Genomic DNA, 17934 nt, shown 5'->3' with positions numbered 1-17934 from the left:
GAACCGCGACCACCCGGTGCGGCGGGAGTTGTCAGCCTTCGAGATCGTCACTGGTGGGCACATGCCGCAACCGCCCAGTTGGACAGGTGGTGTCGGCCTTCGAGGCCGCTGGTGGGCATATGCCGCGACCGCCCGGCGCGGCGGGAGTTGTCAGCCTTCGAGATCGTCGCTGGTGAGCGCATGCCGCAATCGCCCAGTTGGACAGGTGTAGCCTTCAAGGCCGCTGGTGGGCACATGCCACGACCGCCCGGTGAGGCGGGAGTTGTCAGCTTTTGAGGTGGGTGGCGATTTGGCGGGCGAGGGTTGGCGAGTCGGTGTGGGAGCTGTCTACCTCGACGTCGTATGTGACGCCCTGGTGGACGACGTACGCCTGTTGTTCGGCCATGCCGGGGGTGCGGTCGCCTCGGGACAGTTCGCGGGCGGCGGCTACTTCGGGGGTGCAGTGGACGCCTACGAAGACGGTTGGTAGGTCTCCGGCCGCATCGCGCCAGCGTTGTTGGGAGGAGGCGCCGCCCAGAAACACGTCGTCGACGATCGCGCGGCCGCCGGCGTGGCACATCGCGACGATGCCGGCGGTCCAGGCGGCCTCCAGTGCGCGGAACGCCGGGCCGACCGACACCTCGCCGTCCGGGCCGAACTCGATGCCGCCGTCCATCACCGCGGGGAGCGCGTCGACGAAGTCGTCCACGCTGAGCGCGAGCCACGGGTCCGGGAGTACGGCCTGCAGTCTCCGGGCGATGCCGGTCTTCCCGGAGCTCGAGCCGCCGTTGATGATGATCAGTCGCGCCGTCACGGGCGCAAGGCTAGAGGTTCGGCGTCGGCGGTCTCGACCGGTTTACGGCGGGCGAGGCTGAGGATCGGTACGGCGAGGAGCTGGACGACGGCGCAGATCAGGTACGCCGGTCCGTAGCCCCACACGTCCGCGGCGCGGCCAAGGGCCGGTTGTACGACGACCCCGCCGGCGGAGCCGACCAGGTTGTCGAAGGAGAGGACGGTGGCGCGCTGCTCGGACGGGATGTGGCTGTTCAGGTAGGCCTGCCGGACGGGAGTCATCGCGGCGAACATGCTCCCCCACACCATCAACAACACCAGCGCGACCCCGAAGCTCGTCACCACCCCGATCCCGGCAATAACCACCCCGGAAACCACAATCGCCCCCATCAACACCCCCACCCGCCGGTCCGCCGCACCTGTTTGTCGGTGGAGGAGGTGGGGGGCCAGGAGGCCGCCGGCTATCTGGGCGGCGGCGACTATGCCGGCGGAGAGGCCGGCTATGGCGTACGAGGTGGTGTGGCCGTAGAGGTGTAGGAGGTACGGCTGGGCGGCGTAGAAGCCGTAGGCGCTGACGCCTGCGGTGAAGGGGCCGGCGAGGATCACCCAGCGGACTCGGGGGTTGTGGAGGCCGTGGTGGAGGGAGGAGCGGACTATGCCGGTCATCTCGCCGCGGACGGACACGCCTGTCTTGGGTGTGAAGCCGATGTCGCGCATCGAGCGCCAGGCGACGGCGAACGTGGCCGTCAGCAACAGTGCTCGGGCGACGTACGGCGTGCCGAGGTTCGTCAGCTGGGCGAGTACGCCGCCGCCGATCGAGCCGGCCATCATCGCGACCCCGTTCACCACCTGCCCTTTCGCGAACGCCGCGTCCAGCGACCCTTCGTACCCGGTCGCGTGCAGCCCGTCGACGAGCCACGCCTCGGTCGCCCCGCTGAAGAACGTGAACCCGAGCCCGAGCAGCGCCGACACCACGGCCCACCACCCGAACCCGGCGTGGACACGCCACAGCCACAGGTACAGCAGTGTCGTACCGAACAGCGTCGCCGTCCCCAGCAGGTACGACGCCCGCCGGCCGATGGTGTCGGCGACCACCCCGGTCGGGACCTCGAACAGCACCATCCCGACGGTGAAGAACGCGTTCGCGGCGAACGCCTGTGCGACGTTCAGGCCTGCGTCCAGGAGGAACAGCGTGTTGATGCCCCAGATCATCGACGACGCCCCGGTCGACACCGCGACCAGCGTCAGGTAGGTGCGCAGTACCCGTTCGGCTGTCATGTCCGGTACGTCGGAGCCGGGGTCGTCGGCTCGACATGCACTCCGATAGCTCCCGGGGCGGGTATCGTCCCGTGCCGTGACGGATCAGCAGGCGCCCAGCGCCGACGAAAGCCCCGGGCATCCGACGGGGCACAGCGCAGCACACGACACGGCGAGGCTGGCCGTGATCGTCGGCGCGCTCGGTGTCGTGTTCGGTGACATCGGCACCAGCCCCATCTACACCCTGCAGACGGTGTTCAACCCGGCGGATCCGCACCCGGTGCCGCTCAACGACAACAACGTGTACGGCGTGGTGTCGCTGATCTTCTGGTCGGTGATGATCATCGTCACCGTCACGTACATCATGCTCACGATGCGTGCGGACAACAACGGCGAGGGCGGCGTGGTCGCGCTGATCACGCTCCTGCGCAAGTGGCGGGAGACGCACCCGGGCCGGAAGGCCGCCGCGGTGCTGGCCACGGTGGGCCTGTTCGGCGCGTCGCTGTTCTTCGGCGACGGCATGATCACCCCGGCGATCTCGGTATTGTCCGCGGTCGAGGGCCTGAAGACCGTGCAGCCGTCGCTGGGCGAGTACGTGGTCCCGATCACCGCGGTGATCATCGTCGGGCTGTTCATGGTCCAGCGCCGCGGCACCGAGTCCATCGGCCGGGCGTTCGGGCCGGTGATGATCGTCTGGTTCGCGGTGATCGGCGCAGCCGGAATCGGCGGCATCTTCACCCACGTGCAGATCCTCAAGGCGCTCTCCCCGACGTACGCGATCTCGTTCCTGGCCGGGCACTTCCACATCGCGTTCTTCGCGCTCGCCGCGGTCGTGCTGTCGATCACCGGCGCCGAGGCGCTGTACGCCGACATGGGCCACTTCGGCCGGAAGGCGATCAGCCGCGGCTGGCTGTTCCTCGTACTGCCGGCCCTCACGCTCAGCTACATGGGCCAGGGCGCGCTGATCCTGAAGAACCACGAGAACATCAGCAGCCCGTTCTTCCTGCTGGTCCCGGGCTGGGGCCGACTCCCGCTGGTGCTGCTCGCGACCGCGGCGACCGTGATCGCATCGCAGGCCGTGATCACCGGCGCCTACTCGGTGATGGCGCAGGCCGCCCGGCTCGGGTACCTGCCGCGGCTGCGGGTGACCCACACGTCGGCGACCACGATCGGCCAGATCTACGTACCGTTCGTCAACTGGCTGCTGTTCGTGTCGGTGCTGACGCTGATCTTCGCGTTCCGCAGCTCGGCCGCGCTGGCGTACGCGTACGGCATGACCGTGACCGGGACGATCAGCATCACCACGCTGCTGTTCTTCTACGTCGCGCACTACCGCTGGAAGATCCCGAAGTGGGTGATCATCGCCGGCGCCACACCGCTGCTGCTGATCGACGGGCTGTTCATCGCGGCGAACCTGACCAAGCTGCTGCACGGCGCGTGGCTGCCGCTGCTGATCGCGCTCACCGCGTTCACCGTGATGACGACGTGGCAGCGCGGCCGCGAGGTCGTCACCCGGGAGCGGGAGCGCGCCGAGGGCTCGCTGCAGGAGTTCATCGACGAGCTGAGCTCGGGCAAGCTGGCGGTCCGCACGGTCCCCGGTACGGCGATCTTCCTGAACCGCGGCGGCGTCAGCGCCCCGCTGGCGTTGCGCGCGAACGTCGAGCACAACGAGGTCCGGCACGAGCACGTGGTGATCGTCGCGATCGACACCGAACCGGTACCGCGGGTCGCCGAGGAGGACCGGGTCACGGTGAACGACCTCGGGTACGGCGACGACGGCATCACGCACGTGACGATCAAGTTCGGCTACATGGAGCGCCCCGACGTACCGGCCGCGCTGGCGCTGCTGGATCCGGCCGAGTCCGAGGGACCGCTCGACCTCGACCGGGCGTCGTACTTCCTCTCGAAGATCGAGCTCCGGCGCGGCAAGGCCAAGACGATGGCGGGCTGGCGCAAACAGCTGTTCCTCGCCACGTCGCACATCACCGCAGACGCCGCCGAGGCGTTCAGCCTCCCCCGCGACCGCACGGTCATCATCGGTTCGCACATCGAGGTCTGATGACCCAGACGTACGACGAGAGCGCGCCGGTGCCCGCACTGGCCGGTCTCGTCCGTACGGTCTGGATCCAGCGCACCGGCCCGGAGCCGTACCCGCAGCGGGACCTGCCGACGGGCGGCGTCGAGCTGCACTGCCCGGTCGGCGGCGTACCGCGGCTGATCGGGCCGTTGACGCGGGCGCAGCTGCAGGTGATCCCGCCGCGGACCACGATCGTCGGCGTCCGGTTCATGCCGGGCGTGGGGACGCGGCTGCTCGGCGTACCGGCCGACGAACTGGTGGACTGCGCGGTCGACCTGTGCGGGCCGCTCGCGGACGTGATCGGGTCGATGGTGGCGGATGCGGCGAGTCCGCGGCTGGCGTTGCTCGGCGTACAGCGGTTTCTCGCGCGGCACGAGCTGCGGCCGGATCCGGTGGTGGCGGAGCTGGTACGCCGGTTGATGCCGTGGGAGCCGGCCCCGATCGCGACGCTCGCGGACGACCTGTCGCTGTCCGAGAGCCAGCTCCGGCGCCGCTGCCTGACGTCGACCGGGGTCGGGCCGAAGACGCTGCAACGAACGCTCCGCTTCCAGGGGTACCTCGCGCTGGCGCAGGCCGGTTTCGGGAACGGGCTCGCGGATCTCGCGGCCGAGGTCGGGTACGCCGATCACGCTCACCTCACCCGAGAGTGCGTACGGCTGGCCGGGGTGACGCCGCGGGACCTCCTCGGCGACAAGGCCGACCGGTGCGACTGCGGCCACGACCACACCGCGTCGTGGGCGCCGTTCCTGGGCGCACGTTTCGTTCAAGCCCGTCGGGCGGTTGCCGTTCTACCGTCGGCGGATGGAACTGATCGGGCCTGACCACGAGCTGTACGACGTACTCCGGCGGCCGGCGCAGCCGCGGTACGACGGTGTCCGGCCGGCCGTGATCGCTCGGTGCGCGTCGACCGGCGACGTCGCGGAAGCCCTCGCGTACGGTCGATCGCGTGGCCTGCCGGTGGTCCCTCGCGGCGGCGGGCACTGCTTTGCCGGGCGGTCGTCCACGACCGGGTTGCTGATCGAGCTGTCCGCGCTGGCCGGTGTGGCGGTGACGGACGGGAGGGCGACGATCGGGGCCGGGGCCCGGCTCGCGGAGGTGTATCGCGGGCTGCACGAGCACGGGCTGACGATTCCGGCCGGCTGCGGCCCGACGGTGGGGATCGCGGGGCTGACGCTCGGCGGCGGGCTCGGGCTGCTGGGACGGCGGTACGGGCTGACCTGCGACCGGCTGGCCGACGCGACGGTGGTGCTTGCTGACGGCAACGTTGTGCGCGGTGACGCGGAGTTACTGTGGGCGTTGCGGGGTGCGGGCGGCGGGCAGTTCGGGGTGGTCACGGCGCTGGTGTTCGACGCCGTACCGTCGCCGGCCGCGACCCGGTTCCGGATCAGGTGGGCGCGGGAGCGTGCGGCGGAGGTGATCGGCGCCTGGCAGGAGTGGGCGCCGGACGCGTCCGACGACGTGACCGCGAGCCTGACCGTGACGGGTGATCGCGTGGAGGTGTTCGGGGCGAGCCTTGACGGGTTTGATCCCGGGCCGTTCGCCGGCAGCGAGGTCGACGTACGGGACGATCTCAGTTGGCCGGAGCTCAAGGCGAGTCTGGCGGAGGGCGATGAGCGCGTGGTGCACAGCAAGTCCGAGTTCGTCCGCACCGCACTCCCCCGCGCGGTGGTCGACGAGCTCCTCGGCACGGGTTGCGAGCTGAACTTCACTCCGATGGGCGGCGCGTACAACCGGGTCCCGGTCGATGCCACCGCCTTCGCCCACCGGGAGGAACGCTTCCTCCTCGAGCACGCCGGCACCGACCGGGACGCCGTACGCCGGTCCTGGTCCGTCGCGCACCCGCACGCGTCCGGGCATGTCTACCCGAACTTCCCGGACCCCGACGTACCGGACTGGCGTACGGCGTACCACGGCGCGAACTACGAGCGTCTGGTGAGCCTCAAGCGCACGTACGATCCCACGAACGTCTTCACGTTTCCCCAGGCACTCGGAGGTGCCCGATGATCCGCCTGTACATGAGCATGTCGCTCGACGGCTTCGTGGTCGGGCCGGACGACAGCGTCGACGAGCCGATGGGGCGCGGCGGCTTCCGGCTGTTCAACTGGCTCGACGACCGCAACTCCGACGGCCCGAGCGGCCAGGTGTACGCCGAGGCGCTCGCGACCGGCGCGCTGATCGCGGGACGCCGTACGTACGAGCACGCCGGCCGGTGGAACGGCGACCACCACGACGGCGTACCGATGTTCATCCTCACGCATCACGCGGACGACGTACCTCCCGGAACGGCCGTCTACGTGACCGACGTCGCGGACTGCGCCGCCCGGGCCAAAGCCGCCGCGGGCGACCGAGACGTCCTGGTCCACGGCGCCGGCGTCGCCCAGGCCCTACTCCGCGCCGGCCTCCTCGACGAACTCGAACTCCACGTCGTCAACGTCCTCCTCGGCCAGGGCCGACGCCTCTTCGACAACCTCCCCCCGGACTACATCGAACTCGAAAACCTCCGGCAACTGGCCGCCCGAGACGTCACCCACCTTCGCTACCGTGTCGCGAATGCCCCCCGAAAAGACACTCCTGCTCCAACACCTGGATGAGGTCCAACGCTCCCTGCTCTGGAAGGTCGAGGGGCTGAGCGACGACGCACTCCGGCGGCCGATGACGCCGACCGGGACGAACCTGATCGGGATCGTCAAGCACCTGACCGGGATCACCTACGGCTATCTGGTCGCGGCGTTCGGGCAGGAGCAGGCCGGCGACGGCATGTCCGACGGGCTCGACGACGAGGAGCTGTTCTTCGGGCTCGATCTGTGGGCGACTCCGGACGAGTCGGTCGAGGAGCTCGTCGCGGCGTACCGGCGGGCCTGTGCGGCGGGCGCGCGGTCGATCGGGGCGCTCGAGCTGGACGCGACCGGGACGCATCACTCGGGGAACGCGGTGACCCTGCGCGAGATGATCCTCACCGTGCTGGTCGACACCACCCGGCACACCGGTCATGCGGACGTCGTCCGGGAGTTGACCGACGGCCGGGTCGGCAGCCGTCCGGGGGATCCGATGTCGCCGGACGACGAGGAGTACCTGCGGATGTACCGCGCCCGCATCACCGGTGAGATCGACCGGGACACGTGGATGGCGTACGTCCGCGGGCTGCCCGGATACGACCCGGCGGTGTGGGAGGAGTTCCGGGCGCGGAACCGCTCTTAACTCCAGGTGGAAAAAGTTCAGGTTGTGGTCTTGTACCGGTAAGTGATTGGCCTCAGGATGTGGGCGACTGGTCCCACGCCCCTGGGAGGCCGCATGTTGAAGTCTGTTCTGGTTGCGCTTCTCGGCTCGTTGCTGACTGTGTTGCCGGCGGAGGCTGCGGTGCCTGGGCCGGTGTATGACGCGTCGGTTGCGGATCCTGGTGTGCTTCGGGTCAACGGCGACTTCTTTGTGTTCAGCACCGGCCCTAAGGGGCGGGTCAGTCGGGGTGATACGGCTGGTGGGCCTTGGCACAGTGTTGGGTCGGCGTTGGCGAGTGTCCCTGCGTGGATGGACAGTGCGCCTGACGTGTGGGCGCCGGACGCCTGGCACACCTCGGCCGGGTACGTGCTCTACTACTCGGCTGTTGCGAAGGACTTCGGTGGGCAACGCTGCATCGGGGTCGCCACGTCGACCACTCCCGGCGGGCCGTACGCCCCGCTCGGCGACGCACCGCTCGTCTGCCCCGGCGGACGGCAGGGCGGCGAGGACGGTGTGCCCGGTCGGCCGATCGCGGCCGCGGGGGTGATCGACCCGTCGCCGTTCCAGGACAGCAACGGCAACCGGTTCCTGCTCTACAAGACGCAGCAGATCCCGTCGTCGCTGCGCATGGTCCCGCTCAACGCCGCCGGTACACACAAGGCCTCCGGCGACAGTCGCGAGCTGCTCCAGCGCGACGGCATCATCGAGAACCCGACGATGGTGCAGCGCGGATCGCAGTTTGTCCTGTTGGCGTCCCGCTACGGCTACGACAACTGCAGCTACGCCACCGCTTGGCTGCGCTCGACCAACCGCTGGAGCTTCGCCGCCGCGACCGAGCACACGCTGATGACCTCGTCCGGCACCGGCCTGTGCGGCCCCGGCGGCGCGGATGTCACGCCGTCCCTCGACGGCGGCTGGCGGATCTTCCTGCACGGCTGGGTCTGCGGCACCGGTACGTCGCCGTGCACCGACGACCAGCTCCGGAACGGTGTCGCCCATCGCCGCGTCTTATACGCCGCGATCCTCAACTGGTCCGCCGACGCGACGCCGTCCGTCGGTGCCTTCCTCTGACGAAAGGTGCCCCAGATGCGCCGCAGACCCCTCCTGCTGGCAGCCGTCCTCGCGACGATCGCCGGCGTGTTGTTCATCCCGCAGGCCTCGGCCGCGCAGGCCGTGACGTTGCGGTTCGTGACCGCGAACGTCGACTTCGCCCACCCGGAGAACACTCCGGCCAAGTGGCGGAACCTGATCGCCCCGAACGCCGACATCGTGTTCCTGCAGGAGGCGAAGAACCTCAAGCTGGCCGACTTCGTCGACACCTCGACGTGGATCATCCGGCACGGCACGGTCGCGAACGAGAACGACTCCGAGGACCGCCTCGGGAGCGCCGTCCTGATCCGTCGCTCCGTGGCCACGGACCTGGACGACTGGGATCTGGTCAAGGGTGTCGACGCCGGCTCCTGCCCGGGCGGCGGCATCATGACGCGCTGGATCGCGAAGCTGAAGGTGAAGCTCACGAACGGCCGCTGGGTCCGCATCGCCTCGCTGCACATGCCGCCGCCGCGGTGCCAGACCGGGCCGGGCAGCCCGTACGACCGGATGTCCGACAACGTCGTCGCCTTCGTCCAGCGCACCGACATGTTCACCGTCCTCGGCGCCGACTGGAACAAGACCGTCGACGCCGACCCGAACTCGATCGGCTCCCGCTCCGATCTGCGGCCCAACGGCCCCGACACCGGCGAGCGCATCGACGGCTTCATGTACTCACGCCAGCTGGCCGACTGCTGTCTGACCTCACTCGGCCAGGTCAGCGACGGCCACGACGCCGTCCAGATCAAGCTGACGATCCCGGCGCCGTAGCGGTCAGAGCCAGGCCGGGAGCGGTTCGGCGGGAGCGCCGTCCGCGCCCGTGACCTCGGCGTACGGGCGGCCGGAGAGATACGCCGCGACCTCCGGGAGGGGGCCGCGGACCTCCGGTACGTCGCCTCGGGAGGTGCGGATGTCGTCGCACAGCCGGGTGAGGAAGTCGGGCGGGAGGTCGGCGAAGGTGATGCCGGTGCCGAGGTCGACGGCGTGGATCATGACCTCGCGGGAGCGCATCCACGGGACCTCGGTGGCCGGGATCGGGGCGCCGCGCGAGGTCAGGACCTGGGTCTGCCACTGGGCGTCGGTCAGGCTCGCCATCGACGAACGCAGTACGGCGCACGCCTCGTCGAACCAGGTCCGCAGCTCGTCCGCGGGCCGCGACGAGGCCTGCTCGATGTCGGCGTTGCGGGCGTCCGCGGACGGGTACATGTGCCGTTCCTCGCCGGTGCGGGCCCAGTGCACGAGGTTGCCGAGGGCCTCGGCGTTCAGGGCGAGGTGGGCGGCCACGTGGCGTCGCGACCACCCCGGCAGCAGCGACGGCGCCTCCAGGTCGGCCAGTGCTCCGCGGCACAGCGCCGTACCCTCGTCGATCCAGTCCAGAACCCGGTCCATGATTGGAACGTAGCCCACGACGGCGCGGGTTCTTGCAGCGGTGGGGTCTTGTGGCGAGACTGGCCCGCATGGAGGGGACCTGCGCATGGTGACGACGATCGGAGTGGTGGGGCCGTCGGACCTGGTCACCTCCAGCAGCCGGATCATCAAGGGGCTGCGCGGTGTCGAGGTCGTCCCGTTGCGGTACCGCCGGGAGACCGACACGCCGAAGGTGATGGCCGACGCACCGGGCAGCGTCGACGCCTGGCTGTTCACCGGTGTCGTCCCGTACCAGATCGCCGCCGCCCAGGACCTGCTCGACCGCCCGGCCGCGCACGTCGAGTACACCGGCGCGACGCTGATGCGGACGCTGGTGCAGTTGCTCAGCGAGGGTCACGACGTACGGTCGCTGAGTATCGACGTACTCGACGAGGCCGATGTCCGGGAGACGTTCGACGAGGTCGGGCTGCCGATGCGCGGCGTGCGGGTACTGCCGTACCGGCCCGGGCTGAGCCTCGACGACATCGTCGCGTTCCACCGGCAGGCCAAGGCCGAGGTGGCGATCACCTGTCTGCGGTCGGCGTACGAGAAGCTCCGGACCGAGCAGACCACGGTGCGGCTCGCGCCGTCGGTGCACTCGGTGCGCGCCGCGGTGAACAGCCTGCTGCTCGTTCATGACGCCTTGCGCAGTGACGATGCGCAGATCGCGCTCGGCCTGGTCGAGATCTCCCCGGACGCCGAGAGCGCCCTGCGCCGCGAGGCCGGTTCGCTCGGCGGTAGCGTGCTCCGGTACGACGACAAACGCTGGCTGGTGATCGCGACCCGCGGTCCGCTCGAGCAGGCGACCGCGGCGTTCACCGAGCTGAGCATGCTGACCCGGCTGAAGGAGCAGTTCGGCCCGGTCCGGATCGGGTTCGGCATCGGCGGCTCCGGCACCGAGACCGAGGTCCTCGCCCGCCGCGCGCTCGGGCGGGCGAAGACGGCCGGACGTACGGCGGCCGTCGTGTCGCTGCGCAACGACATCGACCTCGTCCTGGTCGGCGGCGCCCCGCCCCGTGCGCAGCAACGGTCGAAACTCCAGCTGCTCGCCCAGCGCGCCGGCCTGTCGAAGGCCACCCTGGAACGCCTCCAGGAACTCGTCCGGGCCACCCCGGACGACGGGCTCACCACCCGCTCGGTCGCCGATCATCTCGGCATCCAGCCACGGACCGCCCGGCGCGTACTGAACCGGCTCGAGCGGGCCGGCCTCGCGGACGCCACCGGCACCCAGCTCGGCACCGGCAGCGGCCGGCCGCTGGTCGTGTACCGGGTTCACCTGTAGACCGTTTTGTTTCCCGAACGGTTGACGCGCTCACGCACGTCCGGCTAATTTCAGCCATGACCGTAATTCGGTGCGCACTGTCCCGGGAGGCCTTGTGGGCAAGCGATTCGCACGGGGATTGATCACTCTTCTGCTCAGCTGCACAGGATTCGTGACCGTTTCCGCGCCGGCCGACGCCCAACTTGCGGCCCCGACCGTAACCGACCTCGGCCCGGCGTCCGCCGTCACCTCGACCAGCGTCGCCGAGCAGGTCGGCGACCGGATCTGGACCATCACCTCCGGCGTCTCCCCCGTCCAGGTCGGCGCGTTCGACCCCGCGACCAGGACCGTCGACCGCAAGCTCTCGCTGCCGACCGGCGCCGGCGCGTGGGCGATGACGCACGTCGGCACCGACCTCTACATCGGGCTCTACACGCCCGGCGACGTCTACAAGATCGACACCACCACCGGCACGGCCACGAAGGTCGCCCAGTTCGGCTCGTTCATCTGGTCGATCGCAGCGACCCCGGACGGCAAGCTCGTCGCCGGCACCTACCCCGACGGCGCGGTCCACGAGTACGACCCCGCCACCGGCGCGACCAGGTCGTACGGCGCCGCCCCGGGTGAGCAGTACGTCCGGAGCATCGCCGCCGACGCGACCACGATCTACGCGGGCGTCGGCACCAAGGCGCACCTGATCGCGATCGACCGCGCGACCGGCGACCGCCGCGAGATCCTGCCGGCGAAGTACGCGGACCGGACGTTCGTCGCCACGCTCGCGCTCGAGGGCACGAAGCTCGCCGCGAGTCTCTCCCCCACCGGCACGATGCTGGTCTACGACACGAACGACCTCAGCAACCCGGTCGAGGTGCAGACCCCGGGCGGCGACCAGTACATCACCGCGATCACCCTCGACGGGCCCGACATCTACCTGGGCACCCGCCCGTCGGGCACCCTCTACCGGTACCGCGACAACACGCTGACGCGGCTGGGCTCGCCGTACGACGGCGCCTACTTCAACCGCATCTTCGTCGCGGGCAGCACCATCCGGGCCGAGCTGACCAGCCAGGTCGTGGACTTCGACGAGTCGACCGGGGAGTTCACCGGCACCGACCTCGGCCAGGCCGGTCTGCCGCCCGCGCCCGAACAGGCGATGGCGATCACCGCGACCCGGTCGTCGGTCCTGGTCAGCGGCAAGGCCGGCATCCAGGTCCACGACCTCGCGACCGGCGCCAGCACCCGCACGTTCCTCCCCGGCGAAGCGAAGACGATGACTCCGGTCGGCCAGAGCGTCTACCTGGGCGTCTACACGCTGGCCAGGCTCTGGCAGATGAAGCCCGACGGTACGGCGCTGCACGAGCTCGGGCAGATCGGCAACGAGCAGACCCGCCCGACCGACGAGGCGTACGACGAACGCTCGCGGACGTGGCTGATCTCCACCGAACCCGACTACGGCAAGTACGACGGGACGCTGGTCGAGCAGCACCTCGACACCGGGCAGCGCGAGGTCCACCGCGGCGTCGTACCGCGGCAGTCGGTCCGCTCGGTGACCACCGCGGACGGGATCGCGTACCTCGGCGGGGCGACGCGGAACAGCCTCGGCACGGACCCGATCTTGCCGCAGGCAACCGTTGTCGCGTTCGACCTGCGGACGAACAAGACGCTCTGGGAGACGGCCCCGCTGGCGAAGGCGCAGAGCTACAGCGACGTCGTCGTGTATCGCGGCAAGCTCTACGCAACCACCGACGAGGGCCGGCTCGCCGTACTCGATCCACAGACCGGCAAGCTGCTCGCGTCCACCACGATCGGCGCCGGGCAGAGCCGGTTGACGATCGCCCGCAGCGGTCTGTACGGGACAGACAGCACAAGAGTGTTCAAGGTCGACGGCACCACGGTGACGACCGTCCTCGACGGGCTCGGCGCCCAGATCTACAGCTACCCGCTGATCACCACCTCCCCCAACGGCGACGCCCTCTACACCATCAAGGGCCGCAACCTGATCCGCATCGGCGGCCTCCGATGACGCTCTCCCGCCGAACCGCGCTCGCAGGCGCACTCGCGAGCAGCGCACTCCCCCTTCTCCGCCCGGCCGCCGAGGCGGCCGGTCCCGTCGAAGGCGCCGCCGGCCTCTCGGACCTCCCTGTGGACGGGTCCGCCCTCACCAGCCACGGCCCCGCGGTGACCACCGCCGCCGTGGTCGCGATGGCCGTGCTCGGCGGCCGCGCGTACGTGATCAGCCGCGGCATCGTGCCGCCCCGGCTGACCGAGGTCGACCTGGCCACGAAGCGCGTCACGCGAACCGTCGAACTCCCGGTCGGTGAGGGCGGCTGGGGCATCACCGTTGCCGCGGGCAAGGTGTACGCCGGCCTCTACCCGGTCGCCGACGTCTACTGTTTCGACCCGGCGGACGGCTCCGTGACCCGCGTCGGCAGCCTCGCCGGTGCCGGCGGCTTCGTCTGGGACCTGACGACCGCCCCGGACGGCCAGGTGTACGCGGTCAGCTACCCGAACGGCGCCGTCTGGCACATCGACCCCGCGACAAACACACCCACCCAACTCGGCGCCCCCGTCCCGGGAGCGCAGTACGGCCGGTACGTCGGTGCCGCGGGCAACTATGTGTACGCCGGCATCTACACGCCTTCGCAGCTCGTCGGATACGACCGCACCACGCAGACGTTCCGCGACCTCACCCCGGCCGCCTCCCGCGGGCAGAACTTCGGCCCGCTCGCAGCCGCGCCGGACCGGATCTACGCCGGCAGCGGCCAGGCGCTGCTCAGCATGGCCCTCGACGGCACCGACGTACGGAGCGTGCCCCTGCCTGCCGGCGAGACCGGCGTCGACGCGATCACCGTCGCCGCGAACGGTACGGCGTACCTCACGACCCGCACCTCCGGCACGGTGTGGAAGTGCGGCCTCTCCGACACAGCATTGACCGCGGTGGGGACGCCCGCGCCGGAGGACGAGCATCGCCGGATCGTTCTGCTCGACGAGGACACGCTGCTCGGCTCGACCGGTTCCGGCGTGCTGTGGTGGCTCGACGTACGGACCGGTGAGTTCGAGCTGCTCGACCTGGTCGACGCCGGGTTCGAGCCCGCGCCGGACAAGCCGCAGTCGATCGTCCTCGGCGAACCGAACCTGTACGTCGGCGGCCACTGGGTGATCTCGGAGCACGCCGGCGACCAGGTCCGCCGGCTCCGGGTCGCGGGCGAGGCCAAGACGCTCAACTGGATCCGCGGCGAGCTCTACACCGCGCTGTACCCGAGCACCGAGGTCGTGCGGGTGAACCCGCGGACGAACGACGTACACAGCTTCGGGAAGATCGGCCACGACCAGATCCGCCCCTGGCAGGCGGCGTACGACGAGAAGACGCGGCTACTCGCGATCGCGTCCGCGCCGGGCCCCGGCAAGCTCACCGGGGCACTCACACTGCTCGACGTACGAACGGGCGAGCTGGACGTCCACTACGGCGTACTGCCCGACCAGTCGGTGATGTCCGTCCACGTCGTCGACGGGATCGCATACCTCGGCGGCGACGCGGTCGGCGGCGGAGGCGTCACGCCGACTCGTACCGCGGCCGCGATCGGTGCGTTCGACCTCACGCGGCGCGAGCTGCTGTGGACGGCCGAGCCGCTGGCCGGAGAACGGTCCGTCCAGAGCGTCGCCGTACACAACGGAGTCCTGTACGGCGTCCTGAAACGGACCAGCGGCTCGTGGTTCACGTACGACCTGCGGACGGGCGCCGTCGTCAAAGGCGCGAACAAGCTGTCCGGCTACGGGCAGCTCTTCGTTGACCGGACCGGGGTCTACTGTGAGACGAACTTCGGCGGAAACCTGTACCAGCTCGGCCCGAGTACGGCGAAACTGCTGGTGAACAAGCTCGGCGACGGCTGGTACACCGTGCCGCAACTGACCCCGGTCCGCGGCGCCGGGCACCGCGTCTGGGGCCTGTCCGACCGCGACCTCGTCCAACTGCCATTGCCCTGAGCAACCAACGGAGGGATTCGCTTTCATGGAGAAGCTCGCCAAGGACGGCGGTACGCCGGTGCGCACCGAGCCGTTGCCGTCGACGATGGACGCCAGCGGGCGGCGGTTCGGCGACGACGAGGTGAAGGCGGTCGAGCGGGTGCTGCGCAGCGGCATGCTGTCGGCCACCTGGGGCGTCGAGGTGCCGGCGCTGGAGATGGAGTTCGCCTCGCTGCTCGGCGCCGGGTACGCGGTCGCCTGCAGCTCGGGTACGGCGGCGCTGCACCTGGCCGTCGCGGCGGTGAACCCGGACCCGGGCGACGAGATCATCACCACGCCGATCAGCGACATGGGCACGGTGTTCCCGATCATGATGCAGAACGCCGTACCGGTGTTCGCGGACGTCGACCCGATCACCGGGAACCTCACGCCGGAGACCGTCGAGGCCGCGATCACGCCGCGGACCAAGGCGGTGATCGTCGTACACCTGTTCGGCAAGCCGGCCGCGGTGCGGGAGCTGCGCGCGCTGTGCGACCGGCACGGGATCCTGCTGATCGAGGACTGCGCGCAGGCGTACCTGGCGCCGGTCGGCGACACGTACGTCGGCCGGATCGGGCACATCGGGTGCTTCAGCCTCCAGCAGACCAAGCACATCAGCGCGGGCGACGGCGGGCTGACCGTCACCGACAACGCGCAGCACGCGCGCCGGATGCGGCTGTTCGCGGACAAGGGCTGGCCGCGCGACACCGACGAACGCACGTACCTGTTCCTGGCGCTCAACTACCGGATGACCGAGCTGGTCGCGTCGGTGACTCGCGCCCAGCTGACCAAGCTCCGCGCGGTCGTCAAGGATCGCCGTACGGCGGCCGCCCGGCTGACCGCGGCGATCGGGGACCTCGCCGGCGTCACGGCACCGCCCGACGGCGGCGACCACGTCTACTGGCAGTACCCGCTGATCATCTCCCCCGCGGCCGGCGATCTGCGCGAATGGGCCGCCGCGCTGACCGCCGAGGGCGTACCGGCGAACGGCGGCTACCTGACCAGCCCGCTGTACGCCGCGCCCGCGGTCCGCGAGCGGGTCACGTACGGCTCGTCCGGCTTCCCGTTGCAGGATGTCGAGTACCCGGCCGGTCTGTGCCCGAACGCCGAGGAGCTGATCGGCCGGACCCTGCTGGTCCTGCCCTGGAACGAGAACTACACCGACGCCGACGTCGACGACATGGCGGCCGCCGTCCGCAAGGTCCACAACGCACTGGAGCCCAAATGAGTGAAACGCCCCGGCTGCTCGACTGCGACATCCTGGTCGGGCACGACGTGACGACCGGGCGCTGGGGGCAACCCGAGACGATCGCGAAGGTGCTCGCGGACAGCGGGATCTCCGGCGGCGTCGTGGCCGCGCTGCGCGCGGTGCACTTCGACGTACCGTCCGGGAACGCGGAGGCCGCGCACGTTGCCGCGGGCAACGGGTGGACCGCCTGCCCGGTGCTCGACCTGCGCGATCCGCTCGGCGCCGAGAAGGAGCTCGAGCGGCTGCTCGCAAGCGACGCGCCGCCGCGGGCGATCCGGCTGGCGCCGACCGCGCAGAGCGTCGAGCCCGGGTATCCGTCGTTCGAGCACGTGGTCCGGTTGCTCGCCGGCGCGGGGCTGACGATCTTCGTCGAGGGCGACGTACGGAAGGTCGGGCCGGCGCTGCGCGGGCACGGCGCGCGGGTGGTGTTCCTCGACACGCACTTCTACTACCTCGGCGACTTCGTGCTGCTGGCCCGGTCGGAGCCCGGGTTCCACACGTCGACCCGGATGCTGACCGGGCCGGACTCGCTCGAGATCGTCGCCGCCGAGGTCGGCGCGGACCGGCTCGTGTTCGGCGCCCGTACGCCGTTCCACGAGACGCGGTCCGTCGTACGCCGGTTGCTCTCGTCGAAACTGAGCCCGGACGAGATCGCGCAGGCCGGCAGCCGCAGCCTCGAGACCCTCCTGGAGCCCGCATGCTGATCGACGTCCACGCCCACTGGGGCCCGTGGTTCTTCTCGATGGACGTCGCGAACATCGACGTGAACCTCGACGGCCTGGACCGGTTCGGCATCGACCTGCAGCTGGTCTCCGCGATCGAGGCGATCGTGTACGACGCCCCGCTCGGCAACCGGTCGCTCGCCGCCCAGCTCCCGGCCGACCCGCGGCTGCGCGGCATGATCGTGGTCGACCCGCGCCGGCTCGACGAGGCCCGCAAGGACCTCGACGAACTGCTCGCCGGGGACGGGCGGACGCGGTGGGTCGGCGCGAAGATCCACAGCGAGTACAGCCGGACCCCGATCAGCACGCCGCCGATGCGGGCCGCGATCGAGCTCACCACGGAGTACGGCCTGCCGACGCTCGTCCACACCTGGGGCGACACCGTGCTGGACCTCGCCGACGTCGCGGCGCGGGTGCCCGGCGCGCGGGTACTCGCCGGGCACATGGGCGCGAACGGCTGGCCGCGGGTCCCCGAGGCGGCCGACCGGTCCGACCGGATCTGGTTCGAACCGTGCTGGTCCGCCCCGGAGGCGAACCGGATCCGCTGGATCCTCGACCGGATCGGCCCCGACCGGATGATGTTCGGCACCGACGCCACGCTGATCGACCCGTCCGTGGCCCTGGGCGCCTTGGAAGCAGCCAACCTCACCCCCGCCGAACACGCCGCCATCACCCACCGCAACGCCCAATCCCTCTTCACCCTCTGACCCCACCCCGCCCCGGCCCCCGCGGGGCCTCACCCGGGCCCCGGCCCACCCCGCCCCGGCCCGCCCCAGGCCGCCCCGGCCCGCCCCCGGGCACGCGAGCGGACAACCCCTCGGGTTGCCGGTTCTCCCCTCGTGACACCGACGGAGAACCGGCAACGTCAGGGGTTGTCCGGTCG

16 protein-coding genes are annotated in these 17934 nt (G+C 70.5%); 13 read left to right on the top strand and 3 right to left on the bottom strand.

The genetic code is table 11. The features are described from left to right. Positions 1-265: 265 nt before the first annotated feature. On the bottom strand, positions 266-793 hold the full coding sequence (cpt, locus tag ACQHIV_RS07020; RefSeq protein ID WP_427892639.1) for a chloramphenicol phosphotransferase CPT: 528 nt from the start codon (positions 791-793) through the stop codon (positions 266-268). Continuing rightward, a complete protein-coding gene (locus ACQHIV_RS07015; protein ID WP_427892638.1) occupies positions 790-2049 on the bottom strand; it encodes an MFS transporter in 1260 nt (419 codons plus the stop codon). Before ACQHIV_RS07015 ends, cpt begins: the two co-directional genes overlap by 4 nt. Before the next feature lie 76 nt (positions 2050-2125). On the opposite strand from ACQHIV_RS07015, the gene ACQHIV_RS07010 reads away from it, so the two are divergent. The 7 genes from ACQHIV_RS07010 to ACQHIV_RS06980 are packed head-to-tail and all read left to right on the top strand — an operon-like array spanning position 2126 to position 9181. Continuing rightward, entirely contained in the window at positions 2126-4087 is a 1962-nt protein-coding gene (locus ACQHIV_RS07010) for a potassium transporter Kup (RefSeq protein WP_427892637.1), read from the top strand. After that, on the top strand, positions 4087-4926 hold the full coding sequence (locus ACQHIV_RS07005; RefSeq protein ID WP_427892636.1) for a helix-turn-helix domain-containing protein: 840 nt from the start codon (positions 4087-4089) through the stop codon (positions 4924-4926). Before ACQHIV_RS07010 ends, ACQHIV_RS07005 begins: the two co-directional genes overlap by 1 nt. Next, on the top strand, positions 4907-6109 hold the full coding sequence (locus tag ACQHIV_RS07000; protein WP_427892635.1) for an FAD-binding oxidoreductase: 1203 nt from the start codon (positions 4907-4909) through the stop codon (positions 6107-6109). Before ACQHIV_RS07005 ends, ACQHIV_RS07000 begins: the two co-directional genes overlap by 20 nt. Then, positions 6106-6696 carry a dihydrofolate reductase family protein gene (locus tag ACQHIV_RS06995; RefSeq protein ID WP_427892634.1) on the top strand — a complete coding sequence of 197 codons (591 nt, stop codon included), beginning with the start codon at positions 6106-6108 and terminating at the stop codon, positions 6694-6696. Before ACQHIV_RS07000 ends, ACQHIV_RS06995 begins: the two co-directional genes overlap by 4 nt. Further along, positions 6656-7303 carry a DinB family protein gene (locus tag ACQHIV_RS06990; protein ID WP_427892633.1) on the top strand — a complete coding sequence of 216 codons (648 nt, stop codon included), beginning with the start codon at positions 6656-6658 and terminating at the stop codon, positions 7301-7303. The genes ACQHIV_RS06995 and ACQHIV_RS06990 overlap by 41 nt, the downstream gene beginning before the upstream one ends. Before the next feature lie 57 nt (positions 7304-7360). Further along, entirely contained in the window at positions 7361-8392 is a 1032-nt protein-coding gene (locus ACQHIV_RS06985) for a glycoside hydrolase family 43 protein (protein WP_427892632.1), read from the top strand. A gap of 15 nt (positions 8393-8407) precedes the next feature. Continuing rightward, positions 8408-9181, top strand: a complete 774-nt coding sequence (locus ACQHIV_RS06980) for a hypothetical protein (protein ID WP_427892631.1) — start codon at positions 8408-8410, stop codon at positions 9179-9181. Between the two features lie 3 nt (positions 9182-9184). Here the strand turns inward: ACQHIV_RS06980 and ACQHIV_RS06975 are convergent, their stop codons facing one another. After that, positions 9185-9799 carry a maleylpyruvate isomerase family mycothiol-dependent enzyme gene (locus tag ACQHIV_RS06975; protein WP_427892630.1) on the bottom strand — a complete coding sequence of 205 codons (615 nt, stop codon included), beginning with the start codon at positions 9797-9799 and terminating at the stop codon, positions 9185-9187. An 85-nt stretch (positions 9800-9884) separates the two neighbouring features. On the opposite strand from ACQHIV_RS06975, the gene ACQHIV_RS06970 reads away from it, so the two are divergent. The 6 genes from ACQHIV_RS06970 (at position 9885) to ACQHIV_RS06945 (ending at position 17758) form a co-directional block, all read left to right on the top strand. After that, a complete protein-coding gene (locus ACQHIV_RS06970) occupies positions 9885-11099 on the top strand; it encodes a helix-turn-helix domain-containing protein (RefSeq protein ID WP_427892629.1) in 1215 nt (404 codons plus the stop codon). Between the two features lie 151 nt (positions 11100-11250). After that, a complete protein-coding gene (locus tag ACQHIV_RS06965) occupies positions 11251-13101 on the top strand; it encodes a PQQ-binding-like beta-propeller repeat protein (RefSeq protein ID WP_427892628.1) in 1851 nt (616 codons plus the stop codon). Continuing rightward, a complete protein-coding gene (locus ACQHIV_RS06960; RefSeq protein ID WP_427892627.1) occupies positions 13098-15062 on the top strand; it encodes a hypothetical protein in 1965 nt (654 codons plus the stop codon). Before ACQHIV_RS06965 ends, ACQHIV_RS06960 begins: the two co-directional genes overlap by 4 nt. 25 nt (positions 15063-15087) lie before the next feature. Further along, entirely contained in the window at positions 15088-16308 is a 1221-nt protein-coding gene (locus ACQHIV_RS06955; RefSeq protein WP_427892626.1) for a DegT/DnrJ/EryC1/StrS family aminotransferase, read from the top strand. Further along, a complete protein-coding gene (locus ACQHIV_RS06950) occupies positions 16305-17033 on the top strand; it encodes a hypothetical protein (RefSeq protein ID WP_427892625.1) in 729 nt (242 codons plus the stop codon). The genes ACQHIV_RS06955 and ACQHIV_RS06950 overlap by 4 nt, the downstream gene beginning before the upstream one ends. After that, the gene (locus ACQHIV_RS06945) at positions 17027-17758 is read left to right on the top strand and encodes an amidohydrolase family protein (protein WP_427892624.1); all 732 of its coding nucleotides are present in this window, start codon (positions 17027-17029) and stop codon (positions 17756-17758) included. The genes ACQHIV_RS06950 and ACQHIV_RS06945 overlap by 7 nt, the downstream gene beginning before the upstream one ends. The last annotated feature ends 176 nt before the right edge of the window (positions 17759-17934 follow it).

The sequence above is a fragment of the Kribbella polygonati genome, from assembly GCF_050320105.1.
Lineage (GTDB): Bacteria > Actinomycetota > Actinomycetes > Propionibacteriales > Kribbellaceae > Kribbella.
Note: the sequence above shows the minus strand (reverse complement) of the source record. Positions and strands in the feature narration are given on the sequence as shown.

Excerpts from the sequence above, each read along its gene's own strand:
- ACQHIV_RS07015 (WP_427892638.1), bottom strand. The coding sequence starts at position 2,049 with ATGACAGCCGAACGGGTACTGCGCACCTACCTGACGCTGGTCGCGGTG.
- ACQHIV_RS07005 (WP_427892636.1), top strand. The coding sequence starts at position 4,087 with ATGACCCAGACGTACGACGAGAGCGCGCCGGTGCCCGCACTGGCCGGT.
- ACQHIV_RS07000 (WP_427892635.1), top strand. The coding sequence starts at position 4,907 with ATGGAACTGATCGGGCCTGACCACGAGCTGTACGACGTACTCCGGCGG.
- ACQHIV_RS06995 (WP_427892634.1), top strand. The coding sequence starts at position 6,106 with ATGATCCGCCTGTACATGAGCATGTCGCTCGACGGCTTCGTGGTCGGG.
- ACQHIV_RS06990 (WP_427892633.1), top strand. The coding sequence starts at position 6,656 with ATGCCCCCCGAAAAGACACTCCTGCTCCAACACCTGGATGAGGTCCAA.
- ACQHIV_RS06985 (WP_427892632.1), top strand. The coding sequence starts at position 7,361 with ATGTGGGCGACTGGTCCCACGCCCCTGGGAGGCCGCATGTTGAAGTCT.
- ACQHIV_RS06980 (WP_427892631.1), top strand. The coding sequence starts at position 8,408 with ATGCGCCGCAGACCCCTCCTGCTGGCAGCCGTCCTCGCGACGATCGCC.
- ACQHIV_RS06975 (WP_427892630.1), bottom strand. The coding sequence starts at position 9,799 with ATGGACCGGGTTCTGGACTGGATCGACGAGGGTACGGCGCTGTGCCGC.
- ACQHIV_RS06970 (WP_427892629.1), top strand. The coding sequence starts at position 9,885 with ATGGTGACGACGATCGGAGTGGTGGGGCCGTCGGACCTGGTCACCTCC.
- ACQHIV_RS06960 (WP_427892627.1), top strand. The coding sequence starts at position 13,098 with ATGACGCTCTCCCGCCGAACCGCGCTCGCAGGCGCACTCGCGAGCAGC.
- ACQHIV_RS06955 (WP_427892626.1), top strand. The coding sequence starts at position 15,088 with ATGGAGAAGCTCGCCAAGGACGGCGGTACGCCGGTGCGCACCGAGCCG.
- ACQHIV_RS06950 (WP_427892625.1), top strand. The coding sequence starts at position 16,305 with ATGAGTGAAACGCCCCGGCTGCTCGACTGCGACATCCTGGTCGGGCAC.
- ACQHIV_RS06945 (WP_427892624.1), top strand. The coding sequence starts at position 17,027 with ATGCTGATCGACGTCCACGCCCACTGGGGCCCGTGGTTCTTCTCGATG.